The organism is Mesorhizobium sp. M0074 (assembly GCF_040322975.1).
GTDB lineage: Bacteria > Pseudomonadota > Alphaproteobacteria > Rhizobiales > Rhizobiaceae > Mesorhizobium.
The window spans coordinates 65,509-78,857 of record NZ_JAMYUM010000006.1; the positions used below are offsets into that span (position 1 = coordinate 65,509).

A 13,349-nucleotide genomic window follows, 5' to 3' on the forward strand; every position below is an offset into this window, starting at 1 on the left:
CAAAGTAGCGCTCGCCGAGTTGTGCAGTGAGGCCAACCGGGACGGGACAATGATCGTCTATGGCGACCACAAGCGAATTGAGAGCGCGCGATATGTTCGCGGCTCGGCCTGCAAAGCGGCCGGGCACATTGCGGATATGCCAAGCGGGATCGGACGGCACGCAGCCCTGGTCGGCCTGTTCATCAAGATCTCGGAATTGGTCCAGGGCCTTGCCGATGCTGAATTCGAGGCCAACGGCATGGACAGGAATTCCCGACAGCGGATCGCGGGCGCAAATCTCCTGGTCGGCTTGGCCCGGGACGTGGGCAGATCGTGGGCGGCCGGATTCGCCATCGACGGCCCGGTCGATGCCGAAGTGCCGCGAATGCTGGCCGAACTCGATTGCGATGGCGAAATCCTCATCGGCACGGCCGAGGGCTACGCCCATTACGCGCTCTATCCGGAGAGCTATTTCGTCGCCGCGCGGCAGTCGGGTCTCGATGCGAACACATGCGTAATCGGCATCCGCAGCATCGGCCTGGGGCTTGCAGCGATGGTGGCTGCAGCCATCGGCGCACCGGCACCCGTCAGCGTCCGTCCGACCGGTCATCCGTTTCGCAGGCGGCTTGCCGCCGATCCGGAACTGATCGGCGGCTGGAGGACAAGGCCATCGGCCCATTTCGCTGTCGTCGATGAGGGCCCGGGCCTGTCCGGCAGCTCGTTTCACGCAGTCGTCGCATGGCTGCAAGCGCTGGATATCGATGCCGGGCGCATCCATCTGTTCCCCAGCCATTCGGGTGGGCCGGGCCCCGAGGCATCGACGAACAGTCGGGAGGCATGGACGGTTTGCCAAAAACACAGCGTGGATTTCGAACGGACTTTCCCTGCTGGATCCGCTGTCCCGACGTTGCGGGATTGGGTGGCCAGGACGATCGGCCGCACAGCGGCCAGCCTGACCGAAACATCCGCCGGAGAGTGGCGTCGCTTGCACTATGGCTCGCTGGATCATTGGCCACCTGTTCACCGCGGCTTCGAGCGGCGAAAGTTCCTCGCTTTTGCGGGCCGGGGAAAATGGTCGGTCAAATTCGTTGGCCTCGGCGAAATCGGAATGCAAAAGGCCGAGACCGCCAGGAAGCTGCACGATGCAGGCTTTGGCCCGGACATCGCCGGGCTGTGCCATGGCTTTCTCGTTGAACGCTGGATCGACGGTACAACGCTGGAGCGGGCAAGGCATTCGAAAGAAAAAATGGTCGCTCATCTCGCGCGCTATCTGGCCTGGCGCGCAGCCAATCTGCCCGCCTCCGAACCGGGCGCCTCGCTGGAGGCGCTTGCCGACATGGCCGTGCAGAATACAAGCGAGGCTTTGGGCGAAAGCCGCGCAGCGGAGCTGCGGAACTGGTTCTCGAAACAGGCTCCACCAAAGACCATGCAGCGGGTCGAAATCGACGGGCGGCTTCATCCGTGGGAGTTCATCCTTTCGCGCGGCGGAACGCTGATCAAGACGGACGCCCTCGACCATTGTCGGTCGCACGATCTGGTCGGCTGCCAGGACATCGCCTGGGACATTGCTGGCGCCCGTGTCGAGTACAGCCTCGCCGACGCGGCGACTGCGGCACTGTGCAAAGCTGTCGAGGCGACTACCTCTCGTCCCGTCGATGCCAATCTGGTCCACTACTACGAGCCCTGCTATCTCGCCTTCCAGCTTGGCTTGTGGAGCATGGCTGAGCGATCGGGCGATGATCGGGAACAGATCCGGCTGGCGGCCGCGGCAAGACGTTACGCTGCCGCGCTGCTTCGTTTCCTGGAAAGCCAAGGCGACCTGCCGCCGCTCGAGCGGGATCAGTCCAGCCGGCGCAGCATATCCGCTTCCTTTTCGAGGATGGCCGCTACCTCCTCGCGCTGAAGATGCGTCATCATCAGGCTCACACAACATTCCAGATAGGTGATGGAGGCGCGCCGCAGGAAGGCAGCCGTCTCCTTTGCGGCCATTTGTTCGATGTCTTTGGCGGATCGCTTCGGATGCACAATCGTCTCCATGCCGGTACCTTGACAGAACCAGAAGCTGGACGGGTTGTTCCCGCGACGAGAAAAAGTGACCAAATCCGAGACGACGGCGCTTTCCGTCGTGACCAAGCAGCGGCCAGACGCTCCCCGCCTTCAGGCCGGCAGGTTTTGCAGCCGGCCTGATGCAGCACGCACGGTGGCGGCAATTCGACGTCTTCTGTCGATCATCTGCGCCGTCTCAAGCTCGGCAAAATAGCCGATTGTGCGCACCAAACCCTGCCTGAGCGGCACTTTTGGCGACCAGCCGAGAAGCTTCCTTGCGCGGGAAATGTCGGGTTGCCGACGGCGAGGATCGTCTTGCGGCAGCGGCAGGAATTTCAAGTCCGATTTGGTTGCGGTCATGCCTCTCACCAGGCTCGCCAGTTGCAGGATGGTGAACTCCCCCGGATTGCCCAGATTGACAGGCTGGCGCGGATTGGGATCGACCTCCATCAACCGGATTAAGCCGTCGACCAGATCGGAAACGTAGCAGAACGACCTGGTCTGCAGCCCGTCGCCGAATATCGTCAGCGGCCGTCTCTCGAGTGCCTGCATGATCAGATTGGAAACGATCCGTCCATCCGCAGGATCCATCCTGGGACCATAGGTGTTGAAGATGCGCGCGACACGGATATCGGCCTTTCCCATTCTCAAATAATCGAAGCACAAGGTTTCGGCGGTGCGCTTGCCTTCGTCATAGCAGGCCCGGGGGCCGATGCAGTTCACGTGGCCGACATAGTCTTCCTTCTGCGGATGCTGTTCGGGATCGCCATAAATTTCGCTGGTGGACGCCTGCAGGAACCGGGCGCCATTGCGGGCGGCGAGCTCCAGCAGATTGAGCGTTCCGATGACGCAAGTCCGCGTCGTATGGACCGGGTCGGCCTGGTAACGCGGCGGCGAGGCCGCGCACGCCATGTTGAAGATGCGGTCAACCGGTTCGCCAAGCTCCAACGGTCGGCAAATGTCTTGCTTGATCAGCCGAAAATCCGGACGATCGGCGATCGATGCTATGTTCTCCATGCGGCCGGTAAGGAAATTGTCGACGCAGATCACGCGCCAGCCGGCCTGGAGCATTGTCTCGCAAAGATGCGAACCGAGGAAACCTGCGCCGCCGGCGACAAGCACGGTCTTGGTCCGTTGCGCCTTTCTTGATAGCTGCATCTCTATCTTCTCCCGTCTGCGGGTCATGCTGCGCTCTCGACGTCGAGATCGAGAACAGAACGTGGCGATTTGGCCTGCGCCAGCAGCGAAACGAATTCGCGGGCTCTTGCGATGCTTGTGTGAGCTGCGAGGATGAGCACGCGCGCCTGCTTGGCCATGGCAAGCCGGGCGCCGTCGGATTCCCCGGACAGGATACCGATTACGTCCTCGGTCCTGCGCGCCGTGTGGATCGTCCACTCTGGAAACAGGCTGTCCAGTCCGGCCCAGCTATCGCTGATGATCGCCGTGCCGCAGGCGGCTGCCTCGAAGAGGCGCACGCTGGGCGACCATCCGGCCGCGATCATGGAACTGCGCGTGACGTTCAACGTGTAGCGTTGGCGGCTGTAAAAGGCGGCGTGATCTGCCGGCGGCAGGTGTTCGATGCGATCCACATTGTCCAGCCAGGCGATTTCGCGCGGATACTGCGAGCCTGCCACGACGAAGCGGCGCTCCGGCATGCGACGCGCCGGTTCGAACAGCAGGGCCTCCAGCGTCGCCTGGCGGTCGGGGCTGTAGGTGCCGAGATAGCCGAGATCCCAGCGGATTGGATGACCGGTTCCGTGATGCCGTTCCGGGTCGACGGAGCAGTAGAGCGGCTCGGCCCGCCTCGCGCCGAATTCCGCCGTCAGACGGGCAAGCGTCGGCCCGCCGGTGAAGGAGAAATAGACGTCGAAATACGGGACCTGCCGCCTGGCAATGTACTCGCAATCATCGGTCGAAAGCTTTGCCAGCGTGATCGGCGTGTCGATGTCGTAGAAGCAGAACTGACCCGTGCACAGCGATGCCACGACGTCGATGATTTCAGGGCCTTCGGGAACGAAGGAGCCGACGACCACGATATCGGCATCGCGCAGGCAGCGCGCAAAATTGCGGCGAAGATCATCGGTCGTCTCATAGTAGCGCAAGGCGCAGAAATCGGGATCGCGCAGATCCCGGTGACTTGCGTACCACGGCACGTCGCGTTCGAGAAAAGTGACGCGGTGGCCGAGTTCGTGGAGACCTTTAAGCAGCCCCCGAAAGGTGGTGGCGTGGCCGTTTCCCCAGGATGAGGAGAGCGACAGGCCAAGAAAGACGATGTCGAGCGGCTTTGTCATTCGGCCGCCTCCACGGTCGGACGCTCGAAATGGCGCCTGAAGATGGCGTCGGCTAAAACGGCACGTGTCGTATAGGTATGTTCGCCAAGCACGCGCCGAAGCGCCGATGTCCCGATCGCCTTGGCCCGTTCGGCACTAAGGCTTTGCATGATCTCGGCGACGTCCTCGCCATCGCGCGCGACCAGGATTTCCTCGCCGGGTTTCAGGAACAGGTCGACGCCGAGCCAGGCGTCGGTGATGAGGCATGCGCCGGCGCCCGCCGCCTCAAAAACGCGCGTCGCAGGTGAAAAGCCATTGGCCGCCATGCTGTCGCGGCTGATGTTCAGCACCGCCTTGGCCGTGACGTTCAATGCATTGTGGTCGCGCGTGCCGACATGGCCGAGCCATCGGACATTGGCGGGCATCTGCTTGTCGCCCCAGCCCGATCCGCCGAGCAGGAAGCGCTGATCGGCGGAGAGGCCGGCCGGGTCGAGGAAGAAGGCCTCGACGCGCGCCTCGCGGTCCGGCAGCCGGTTGCCGAGAAAGGCGAGATCGCAGGCAAAGCGCATGTCCTTGCCGACCGGATGATGCGTTTCCGGATCGAGCGCGTTGTAGATCGGCGCGCATTCGGCCGCCCCCATTGCCCGATAGGCCCAGACCACCGGGTCGCCGCCGCCATAGGTCAGCACGAGGTCGATTTCCTGCAGCGCGCGATGCAGCGGATGGTCGGGCTCGTCGCGCAACTGGCCAAGCGTCGCCGGCGCATCGACATCCCAGAATACGGTGAGCGCATCGGCACGGGCGTGATCGAGCACCGCCCGCAACAGCGCGTCGTCGGCGAAACCGACGCCGCTCGCCTTGACGACGATATCTGCCTCCGCCGCCCGCGCCGCCACCTGCATCAGCGCCTGTGGGGTCGCCTCATAGACGACGACGGCACACCAGTCCGGCGCCTCGATGTCGCGGTTCTTCTGGCGATCGTAGACATCGGGCTCATAGAAGGTGATGTCATAGCCGAGCCTGGCCAGAGCCTTGAGAAGCCCGCGGTAATAGGTGGCCGCGCCGTTCCAGTAGGACGACAGCAGGCTTGACCCGTAAAATGCAATCTTCATTCGGCGGCCTCCGTTGCAAGGATCGTGTCGGCGGCTTGGCGGCGCCCGCATTCGGCGAGCACGCCGAACAATTGATCCGCCCGGTGCCGGCATGTGTGCCGCAAGCGGATGGTCTCGAGGCCCGATGTCGCCAGAGAAGCGGCGAGATCCGCGTCGTGCAGCACGGCGCGAAGATGACGCCGCATCTCGGAACCGTTGTTTGCAAACAGAAAATCTACGCCGGGCCTGAACAGGCGTTCGACATCGGACCACGGCGCCGAAACCAGCGGGATGCCGCAGGCGAGCGCCTCGAACATACGGATGGTCGGGATGCCTGGCAGGCTTTCGCGGTATGGACGCCTGGGGATGTGCACTGTGATGCGGTTTGCTGCAAACGCCTTCGGCACGTCGGCGTTGGCGATCCAACCTTCGTAGTGCAGGCCGGCGGCCGCAAGGTCGGCGAGCGCTTGCCGTGGATAGCGAACGCCGTGGACAGTGCCGCTCAATCCGAGGTCACGCACCGGCTCGACCAGGAATTCCCTGATTTCGGCGCTGCGCTCGTCGTCGCCCCAATTGCCGATCCAGATCAGGTCGGCGCAGCGCTCGATTTCAGGATGGGGCTCGAACAGATGGTCATCGGCTGCCTCGTGCCAGGTAAAGACCCGCTTGCCCCATCCGGCGCGAAGATAGCTTTCCCGCAGCGCCTCGCCGAAGGCGAGCACGCCGTCGTAATGTTCAAGCTGCAAGGCAGAAATCGCTTGCGTGGCCGAGATGGCGCGATGGTGCGTGTCGTGGAACAGCAGCGTGAAACGGCCGCCAGTTGCTTTCGCCTTGCCCAGCCGCGCAACAAGGTCCGGCTCGGTCCACTCATGCACGATCACCACATCGGCATCGGATATCCAGGCTTCGTGGTCGAAAGCGGCATCGTAGGTCACCGGCATCAATTCGGGGAAATCCTTCCGGAATCGCTCGATCGCGAAGGACCCTTTCTCGGCTACCAGGTTCGACCGGCTCCAACCGTCGGCGGGTTCCAGCGCGATCGCCTGGTGCCCGCGCGCGACCAGCTCGCGCATGATGCCGCGCAGGAAATGTGCGTTGCCGTGGTTCCAGTCGGAAACGATCGAATGGGTGTAGAATAAAAATCGCATAATCAGTTATCCGCCATGGTGGCCAGGGCCGCCTTGTCGTAGACGCCGCGCATGGCGGTCGCCTGCCTTGCCAGTGAAAATCTGCGGCTTCGGCGCGCCGCCGCCTCACCGAGCTCTCGCCGGCGCTGCGCGTCAATGCAAAGGCCATTGATGCAGCTGGCGAGATCACTCGGATCGCGCACGTCGTAGAACAGGGCCGCGCCGTCCCACAGTTCCCGGTAGGTCGCGATATCGGCAAGCACCAAGGGCGTTGCCGACATTGCGGCTTCCAGCGTGGCCAGGCCGAACGGTTCGTAGAGCGACGGCGATACGAAGATACCGGCCCGAGCCATCAGCAACCGCACTTCCTCATGTGGCACCGGTCCGACGGGAACGGCGTGACTGAAGCCAACATGCTGGCCGTCCGGGCCTTGCAAGGAGCCGGCGACGAAGACCGGCCATTGCGTCAGGGAGGCGGCCTGGTCCAGCACCGCCGCATTCTTTCCTTCGTCCCACCAGCGCGCGGCGGCGAAAACGACCGATTCCCGTCTTTCGCTCTTCGCGCCGGGCCGCGCCCCGTTGCCGACGACGCTCAGGCGGGCGATCGGCCCGTAGCAGGTTTCGAGCATGTCGGCATGGCTGCGGCTGGGTGCAACGACCATGCCTGCTTTGTCGAAACCGCGCCGGTTGCGGTCCTTCTGCCAGGCCCATTCGCCGTCCGCCGCCTGTCCCTTGACGGCGTGGAACCATGTCACCACGCAGGAATGCGAGACCGCTATCACCGGGCAAGGCACATCGAGCCCCGCGGCCTGCGTCGGCGCGTTGAGATGGACGATTTCGACGGCGTAGTCACGTATGAGCGGGTGCAGCTCCTGCTGCAATGTGTCGAGGTCGTGCTCGTTGCGGGTCATCCAGTCGGGCGGCGTGTTGAGCCATGTCAGCGCCGCGAATGACTGGGCCTCCTCGGCCTGCTGCCTGGACGGTTCCGGACCAACCCCGGCAAGCACGACGCTGTCGCCGCCGGCGACCAGTTGCCTGGCCAGATCGAGCGCATAGCGCCAGACGCCACCGACGGCATCGACGGTCATCAGTATGCGACGCGGCGGGCTCAGCGTCCGCAACATGTGGCCTCCAATTCAGCCAGCGGACGCGGCCGCTTCTCCTGGATGTCGCTGAACGTTCGGAAGGATGCGAGGTAATGTTCATGCGCGCGCTCCCAGGCGAGATCGTCCGGCTCGCCCCAAAGTTCGCGGTAGCTCGGCGAACTCGGATAAGGATAGAGCGGCACCGGTTCGTTGGCCCAAACGCCGTTGTCGATCAGGTGCTTCCGCCAATAATCGACGAGCGCGGGATCGTCCTCGACCACGCCGATCAGATTGGCCTGCACGAACGGCACGTGGCGCCTTGCGTCGACCAGCAACGCGGCCAGCTCCTCGGTGCCCAAACGGCAGCGTTTTGCCAGCATGGCGCGGCCTTCCACAGTCAGGCTTTCGAGCCCCGCCTCTATGGAGACGCAGCCGGCGGCGCCGAGCATTCTCAGCAGTTCCGGTTTCCAGAGGTCGATACGGGTCTGCACGCCGAACTTCACATCGCGATCGACCAGCGCCTCCAGCAAAGCCTTTTGCGGCAGGAAGATCTCGTCGATGAAGTAGATGTAGCCGACGCCCTGTGCGATCAGCCGGTCGATCTCGGCGATCACTGCTTCGTGGTTCCGGCGGCGATAGGCATCGCGGAAATCGATCTTGGCGCAGAAGCTGCAATTGTACGGGCAGCCGCGTGACGCTTCGACCTCCGCTCCGAAACCGACCTGACCATCATCGAAGCGATGATGGTGGTGCGAATGGGCGGCAATCCAGTCCGATGGCCATTCGAGCGCTGGGTGATCGATGAACGAGCTCGCATGGACGCCGCCGTTCGAGACCAGTTCTCCATCCTCGAAGTGGGCGGTGGACGGCACCGCGCTCCAGTCGTCGCGCCGGGCAAGTTCCGCGACCACTTCCTCGCATTCGCCGCGCACGACGATGTCGACGCCAAGCTTGCGCAAAGTCGGCGTCGGCGTCGCCGAGCCATGCGGCCCGACGGCGACGGTGCGACCGCCGCGCCCGGCAAGATGGTTGAGGAAATCGGCCGGCACGCGCAACTCGGGCGGTGCGCAGCGCCAGAACAGGTAGGTCGGCGCGGTGCTGACGACGGTCATGTCAGGCTCGAATGCGGCGACGCGATCGGCGAGCGCGGCGTTGTCGAGCTTCTGGATCTGCCCGTCCAGCATCAGCACCTCGTGGCCGGCTGCTTCGAGCAGCGCTTTCGAATAGCCGAGTTCGAGCGGCAGATGCGGCTGGCGGCAGCCGAAATAGATGCTGTCCTGGTACGTCCAGGACGGATTGACCAGAGCGACCCTCATGCCACGTACCTCGCCGGTTCGGGATGCGGGTCGAGGCGATGACGCTGCAGCCAGTCGGCGAGGTCGCGGATGCCGTTTTGCCACGGGACGTGCGCTTTCCACCCCAGCGCCGCCTCGATCGCGCGCGTGTCGGCGACGAAGAACGGTTGGTCGCCGGTGCGTTCGCGGTCGTAACGAATCGGAACGTCCCGTTTCGTTATGTCGCGAATCTCCTTCAGCAGCATGCGCAGGCTGACGGCGTTTTCCGGTCCGCCGCCGAGATTGAATGCTTGGCCCTTGATCGCCTCGATGCGGTCGAGCACGGCGCGATAAGCCGCGACCGCGTCGGCAACATGGAGGATGTCGCGCACCTGCTTGCCATCACCGTAGATGGTGATCGGCCGGTCGGAGAACGCGTTAAGCAGGAAATGGGCGACCCAACCCTGATCCTCCGTCCCGAACTGGCGCGGTCCATAGATGCAGCTCATGCGCAGCACCGCCGTCGGCAGGTCGTATGACTTGGCGTAGTCGAGGACATACTGGTCCGCCGCGCCCTTGGAGCAGCCATAGGGCGTGCAGAAATCGAGGCCGCGCGTCTCGTCGACGCCGTGCGCTCGGACGCCCGCGTCGCGAGGCGCGTATCTGCCGTCTTCTTCGCGCATAGCAAGGTCGGCGAGGCGGCCATAGACCTTGTTGGTGCTGGCGAAAACGACGGGGATGCGCTTGCCGCTGCGGCGAGCGGCTTCCAGGACGTTGAACGTCCCGCGCAGGTTGATGTCGAAATCCTCGTCCGGCCGAACCAGGCTCGTGGTGACGGCGGTCTGCGCGGCAAAGTGGAAAACCGCCCTCGAGCCTGCCACCAACGGCGCGAGCGCCTCGGCGTCACGGACATCGGCGATTTCGACGGCGAGGCGGTTGCCGTGCTTTTGCGTCAGCCATTCCAGGTTCTGCTCGACGCCGGGACGGCTCAGATTGTCGATGACCAGCACCGGCTCGCCGTCCGACAACAGGCTGTCGGCGAGGTTCGAGCCGATGAAGCCGCTGCCGCCGATAATGGCGACGGGCGCTTCGCGAAAATTGCGTGAATCCGGTCTCATGATACCAGCCCTCGCGCTTCGAGTTCCCGCTTCATCTCGGCGCTGCGATCGATGGCGACCGTGTTACGCACCCAGGCGACGAAATCGCCGAGCGAATGCTCCAGCCGGTGCTGCGGCTGGAAGCCGAGCAGTTCGCGCGCCTTGGAGATGTCGGCAAAGCAGTTGCGGATATCGCCGGAGCGTGCCTTGCCGAGGATTTCCGGCTGGCGTCCAGGCACGCCCATCGCTTCGGCGAGCAGCCGGGCGAGCTCGCTGACCGCGTAGGCCCGCCCGCTGCCGATGTTGATGACGTGGCCGCGCGCCTGAGGCTGTTCCAGCGCCAGCCGGAAGGCGAGGGCGACATCGCGTACATGAACGAAGTCGCGCTGCTGTTCGCCGTCTTCGAAAATCAGCGGCCGCTGGCCATTGGCGATGCGCGAGGCGAAGTTCGCCAACACGCCGGTATACGGGTTGGAGAGTGCCTGTCCGGCGCCGAAGACATTGAACAGGCGCAGCGCCACCGCGTCGACGCCATAGGCTTCGCCGAAGATCAGCACGGCTCGTTCCTGGGCGTATTTCGTCAGCGCGTAGATCGAGGCGAGGTCGACCGGTTTCTGCTCGTCGGTCGGCAGCGGCAACAGGACTTCTCCTTCCGGCGACAGGGGATTCCATTGGCCGCTGCGGATGTCGTCCGGCTGCCGTCTTGCATTGTCGATGCGCTGGCCGTCCGGCGTGGCATAGAGACCCTCGCCATAGACGCTCATCGACGAAGCAACGACGATCCGTTCGATCGGGCGTTTGATCAGTGCCTCCAGCAACGTGGCGGTGCCGAGGTCGTTGGCGCCGACATAGCGGGCGATCTCGTACATGGACTGGCCGACGCCCACTTCAGCCGCCAGGTGAATGATCGCGTCGACATCTTCGACCGCCTCTGTGACGGCGTCGCGATCGCGAACGTCGCCCTTGATCAGCTTGGCGCCTGCCGGCAGGCTGATTGCCTCGCCGCCATGCACCTGATCCAGCAGCGCATCGAGAATTGAAACCCCATAGCCATGTTCAACGAGTTCCTGGGCGACGTGGCGGCCGATAAAACCGCAGCCTCCCGTGACCAGTATACGTTTCACGACAACTCCTCATACGAATGGCTTTGCCGCCCCAAACTTCCGGGCGAAAGGTTTGTTCCCTTGCTTCAACAAAGTTCAGGAGGCTCGCCGGGGTAGGTTCAACCAGGCGTGGGAACATCGAAGGCTGCTTGGTGTTAGGAGCCATGTTCGACCAACCGCGCGCACATGCCGGGCAGCGATGCATCTGCAGGTTGTGTGGAGGCAGACCGGCAACGCGGGGGTCTCGCGGTCTGCGGTGGAATCGAAGGGAGATTGCGATGTCTGAATCGAAGACGACCACCGATCACGACGAAATCCGCCGTTGGGCCGAGGATCGCGACGGGCGGCCGGCGGTGGTGCGCACCAAGGGCGAGGGCGGCATACTGCGCATCGACTTCGGCGAGCCTGAAGAGACGTTCGAGCCCGTTGAATGGGACGAGTTCTTCAGGATCTTCGATGAGAACGAACTGGCGTTCCTCTACCAGGATGAGACCAGCGGCGGAAAGACTAGCCGCTTCAACAAGTTCGTCGAGCGCAGCCGGAAAGGCTAACATCGTCTAGTACCCCTGCATAGAGGATTCGACGGGTTCGATGGGTTGTAGCCTGGGTAGGATATCGGGTTTGACGAGCAGTTCAATGCTGCGCGCGAGGCCCGGTTGCCTGCGGATCAATCCGGCCCGCTCGAGGGTGAGCACAATCTGATGGACGGAAGGCGCGGTGACGCTGAAGAAGCGTTGCATGTCGCGTTGGCCGCAGAACTATTCGAGACGACGGAAGCGATCGAGCGCGTCCTCGTCATAAGGGATGCCTCCCAACTCTCGGGGTGCGCCGAGGCTAGACTTCGCCTGGAAAAGGCGACGACGCGCATCATCGACTATGGCGGCGGCGACCTCACGCAAGAACCCTTTCACGTGAGGATCGTGCTTGCAGATAGCGTCGCCGCCTACGTCGGATCGGCCAACCTGCTCAGGCGCTCGAAGGCAGCAAACCAGAGTGCGGAATGCTATCGAGGGTCCGGCTGTTCATGCCGTCAAAGTGCTCATCGATGCGGTTGCCAACATGGCAGAAGCAATCTCCACGAGGTGCTGACCACGAAACGGTATCATGGAACTATTGCCAATGCCGTCATGGCGAGAGTGTTAGCGCAATCGCTGTCACCGGAAGCGCGCGCTTATGTGCCGTGCTGGAATGCACATGAAGAATCCGCGTCCGCGCGGCCTCGTCGATTTCCTTGCCTTCGAGGAAATCGTCGATCTGTTCATACGTGACGCCATGGGCATCTTCGTCAGGACGAAGCGGGACAAGGTTCTCCAGGTCGGCGGTCGGGATCTTGTCGACGAGTTCGGGCGGAGCGCCCAGATGCGCGGCCAAGGCTCGCACCCTGCGTTTGTTTAGCCCCGAAAGAGGAAGGATATCGGCGGCGCCGTCGCCGAACTTGGTGAAGAAGCCCATCAGTGCCTCGGCCGCATGGTCGGTGCCGATGACCAGTCCTCGGCTGGCGCCGGCGAGCGCGAACTGGGCAATCATGCGCTGACGCGCCTTGATGTTGCCAAGCAAGAAATCCTCGCGGCCTGCGTCGCCGAACTCGACACCAGCCCGCTTGATCGAATCTAGCATTGCGTCGGCAGCCGGCTTGATGTCGACCCGATGCACTTCGTCCGCCCCTATGGTGTCCAAAGCCCGCTGGGCGTCGCTCTCGTCGGCCTGGTTGCCATACGGGAGCCGAACGGCCAGGAATTTGGCGTCGTATCCAGCCGTTCGCAGTTCCTCAACGGCCCGTTGAGCCAGAAGGGCCGCGGCAAGTGAATCCACCCCGCCGCTGATCCCCAGTACATAGGTGCTGAGCCCCGATGCACGCAGATACGTGCCGAGAAAGTCGATACGCCGGCGTGCCTCCAGCGCGACGTCAACACTGGGAGCGACACCCAACGCGTTGATAATCATTTCCTGTTCGGTCATTGGCAGTGGGTGCTCCTGATATCACAGCAATGACGGGTTCGATGGGTTGTAGCCTGGGTAAGATATCGGGTTTGACGAGCAGTTCAATGCTGTGCGCGAGGCTGGGTTGCCTGCGGATCAATCCAGCGCGCTCAAGGGCGAGCACCATCTGATGGACGGAAGGTGCGGTGACGCCGAAGAAGCGCTGCATGTCGCGTTCGGCCGGCGCGCGATCGTTGAGCAGGCCGTAGATCCGGATGAAGGCGAGGTACTGGCCCTGCTTTTCGGTGAAGCGGGGTCGGTCTGGCGGCCGTCCGTCACCTAATTGATTCATTTTCT

Annotated in this window: 14 protein-coding genes; 2 read left to right on the forward strand and 12 right to left on the reverse strand. The window is 63.4% G+C overall.

Features of this window, described 5'->3' with window-relative positions; translation table 11 throughout:
• The first annotated feature begins 136 nt into the window (after positions 1–136).
• The gene (locus tag NKJ73_RS10270) at positions 137–1,882 is read left to right on the forward strand and encodes a hypothetical protein (RefSeq protein WP_352569246.1); all 1,746 of its coding nucleotides are present in this window, start codon (positions 137–139) and stop codon (positions 1,880–1,882) included.
• Here the strand turns inward: NKJ73_RS10270 and NKJ73_RS10275 are convergent.
• From NKJ73_RS10275 to NKJ73_RS10315, 9 genes are read right to left on the reverse strand one after another with little or no spacing between them, the layout of a single operon-like run.
• A complete protein-coding gene (locus tag NKJ73_RS10275; protein WP_031211608.1) occupies positions 1,819–2,112 on the reverse strand; it encodes a hypothetical protein in 294 nt (97 codons plus the stop codon). The genes NKJ73_RS10270 and NKJ73_RS10275 overlap by 64 nt on opposite strands.
• A 24-nt stretch (positions 2,113–2,136) precedes the next feature.
• Positions 2,137–3,183, reverse strand: a complete 1,047-nt coding sequence (locus tag NKJ73_RS10280; protein WP_352569247.1) for a UDP-glucuronic acid decarboxylase family protein — start codon at positions 3,181–3,183, stop codon at positions 2,137–2,139.
• A gap of 23 nt (positions 3,184–3,206) precedes the next feature.
• A complete protein-coding gene (locus tag NKJ73_RS10285) occupies positions 3,207–4,316 on the reverse strand; it encodes a CgeB family protein (protein WP_352569249.1) in 1,110 nt (369 codons plus the stop codon).
• On the reverse strand, positions 4,313–5,407 hold the full coding sequence (locus NKJ73_RS10290; RefSeq protein ID WP_352569250.1) for a CgeB family protein: 1,095 nt from the start codon (positions 5,405–5,407) through the stop codon (positions 4,313–4,315). Before NKJ73_RS10290 ends, NKJ73_RS10285 begins: the two co-directional genes overlap by 4 nt.
• Positions 5,404–6,534, reverse strand: coding sequence for a CgeB family protein (locus tag NKJ73_RS10295; RefSeq protein WP_352569251.1), 1,131 nt, complete (start codon positions 6,532–6,534; stop codon positions 5,404–5,406). Before NKJ73_RS10295 ends, NKJ73_RS10290 begins: the two co-directional genes overlap by 4 nt.
• A 2-nt stretch (positions 6,535–6,536) precedes the next feature.
• Positions 6,537–7,637, reverse strand: coding sequence for a glycosyltransferase family 4 protein (locus tag NKJ73_RS10300; RefSeq protein WP_352569252.1), 1,101 nt, complete (start codon positions 7,635–7,637; stop codon positions 6,537–6,539).
• The gene (locus NKJ73_RS10305) at positions 7,622–8,914 is read right to left on the reverse strand and encodes a TIGR04295 family B12-binding domain-containing radical SAM protein (protein ID WP_352569253.1); all 1,293 of its coding nucleotides are present in this window, start codon (positions 8,912–8,914) and stop codon (positions 7,622–7,624) included. Before NKJ73_RS10305 ends, NKJ73_RS10300 begins: the two co-directional genes overlap by 16 nt.
• Positions 8,911–9,990 carry an NAD-dependent epimerase/dehydratase family protein gene (locus tag NKJ73_RS10310; RefSeq protein ID WP_352569254.1) on the reverse strand — a complete coding sequence of 360 codons (1,080 nt, stop codon included), beginning with the start codon at positions 9,988–9,990 and terminating at the stop codon, positions 8,911–8,913. The genes NKJ73_RS10305 and NKJ73_RS10310 overlap by 4 nt, the downstream gene beginning before the upstream one ends.
• A complete protein-coding gene (locus NKJ73_RS10315) occupies positions 9,987–11,093 on the reverse strand; it encodes an NAD-dependent epimerase/dehydratase family protein (protein ID WP_352569255.1) in 1,107 nt (368 codons plus the stop codon). Before NKJ73_RS10315 ends, NKJ73_RS10310 begins: the two co-directional genes overlap by 4 nt.
• 257 nt (positions 11,094–11,350) lie before the next feature.
• On the opposite strand from NKJ73_RS10315, the gene NKJ73_RS10320 reads away from it, so the two are divergent.
• The gene (locus NKJ73_RS10320) at positions 11,351–11,623 is read left to right on the forward strand and encodes a hypothetical protein (RefSeq protein WP_023676123.1); all 273 of its coding nucleotides are present in this window, start codon (positions 11,351–11,353) and stop codon (positions 11,621–11,623) included.
• A gap of 6 nt (positions 11,624–11,629) precedes the next feature.
• On the opposite strand, the gene NKJ73_RS10325 is transcribed toward NKJ73_RS10320, so the two are convergent.
• The 3 genes from NKJ73_RS10325 to NKJ73_RS10335 all read right to left on the reverse strand — a co-directional run bounded on the left by NKJ73_RS10325 (position 11,630) and on the right by NKJ73_RS10335 (position 13,344).
• A complete protein-coding gene (locus tag NKJ73_RS10325; RefSeq protein WP_352569256.1) occupies positions 11,630–11,812 on the reverse strand; it encodes a LexA family transcriptional regulator in 183 nt (60 codons plus the stop codon).
• Positions 11,813–12,197: 385 nt separating this feature from the next.
• Positions 12,198–13,031, reverse strand: coding sequence for an NAD(+) synthase (gene nadE / locus NKJ73_RS10330; RefSeq protein WP_023676120.1), 834 nt, complete (start codon positions 13,029–13,031; stop codon positions 12,198–12,200).
• A complete protein-coding gene (locus NKJ73_RS10335) occupies positions 12,979–13,344 on the reverse strand; it encodes a LexA family protein (RefSeq protein WP_352569257.1) in 366 nt (121 codons plus the stop codon). Before NKJ73_RS10335 ends, nadE begins: the two co-directional genes overlap by 53 nt.
• Positions 13,345–13,349: the final 5 nt, after the last annotated feature.

What these genes read in the sequence shown, in the direction of transcription:
- NKJ73_RS10270 (WP_352569246.1), top strand. Translation starts at nt 137, where the DNA reads ATGCCAAGCGGGATCGGACGGCACGCAGCCCTGGTCGGCCTGTTCATC.
- NKJ73_RS10280 (WP_352569247.1), bottom strand. Translation starts at nt 3,183, where the DNA reads ATGCAGCTATCAAGAAAGGCGCAACGGACCAAGACCGTGCTTGTCGCC.
- NKJ73_RS10285 (WP_352569249.1), bottom strand. Translation starts at nt 4,316, where the DNA reads ATGACAAAGCCGCTCGACATCGTCTTTCTTGGCCTGTCGCTCTCCTCA.
- NKJ73_RS10290 (WP_352569250.1), bottom strand. Translation starts at nt 5,407, where the DNA reads ATGAAGATTGCATTTTACGGGTCAAGCCTGCTGTCGTCCTACTGGAAC.
- NKJ73_RS10295 (WP_352569251.1), bottom strand. Translation starts at nt 6,534, where the DNA reads ATGCGATTTTTATTCTACACCCATTCGATCGTTTCCGACTGGAACCAC.
- NKJ73_RS10300 (WP_352569252.1), bottom strand. Translation starts at nt 7,637, where the DNA reads ATGTTGCGGACGCTGAGCCCGCCGCGTCGCATACTGATGACCGTCGAT.
- NKJ73_RS10305 (WP_352569253.1), bottom strand. Translation starts at nt 8,914, where the DNA reads ATGAGGGTCGCTCTGGTCAATCCGTCCTGGACGTACCAGGACAGCATC.
- NKJ73_RS10310 (WP_352569254.1), bottom strand. Translation starts at nt 9,990, where the DNA reads ATGAGACCGGATTCACGCAATTTTCGCGAAGCGCCCGTCGCCATTATC.
- NKJ73_RS10320 (WP_023676123.1), top strand. Translation starts at nt 11,351, where the DNA reads ATGTCTGAATCGAAGACGACCACCGATCACGACGAAATCCGCCGTTGG.
- NKJ73_RS10325 (WP_352569256.1), bottom strand. Translation starts at nt 11,812, where the DNA reads ATGCAACGCTTCTTCAGCGTCACCGCGCCTTCCGTCCATCAGATTGTG.
- nadE (WP_023676120.1), bottom strand. Translation starts at nt 13,031, where the DNA reads ATGACCGAACAGGAAATGATTATCAACGCGTTGGGTGTCGCTCCCAGT.
- NKJ73_RS10335 (WP_352569257.1), bottom strand. Translation starts at nt 13,344, where the DNA reads ATGAATCAATTAGGTGACGGACGGCCGCCAGACCGACCCCGCTTCACC.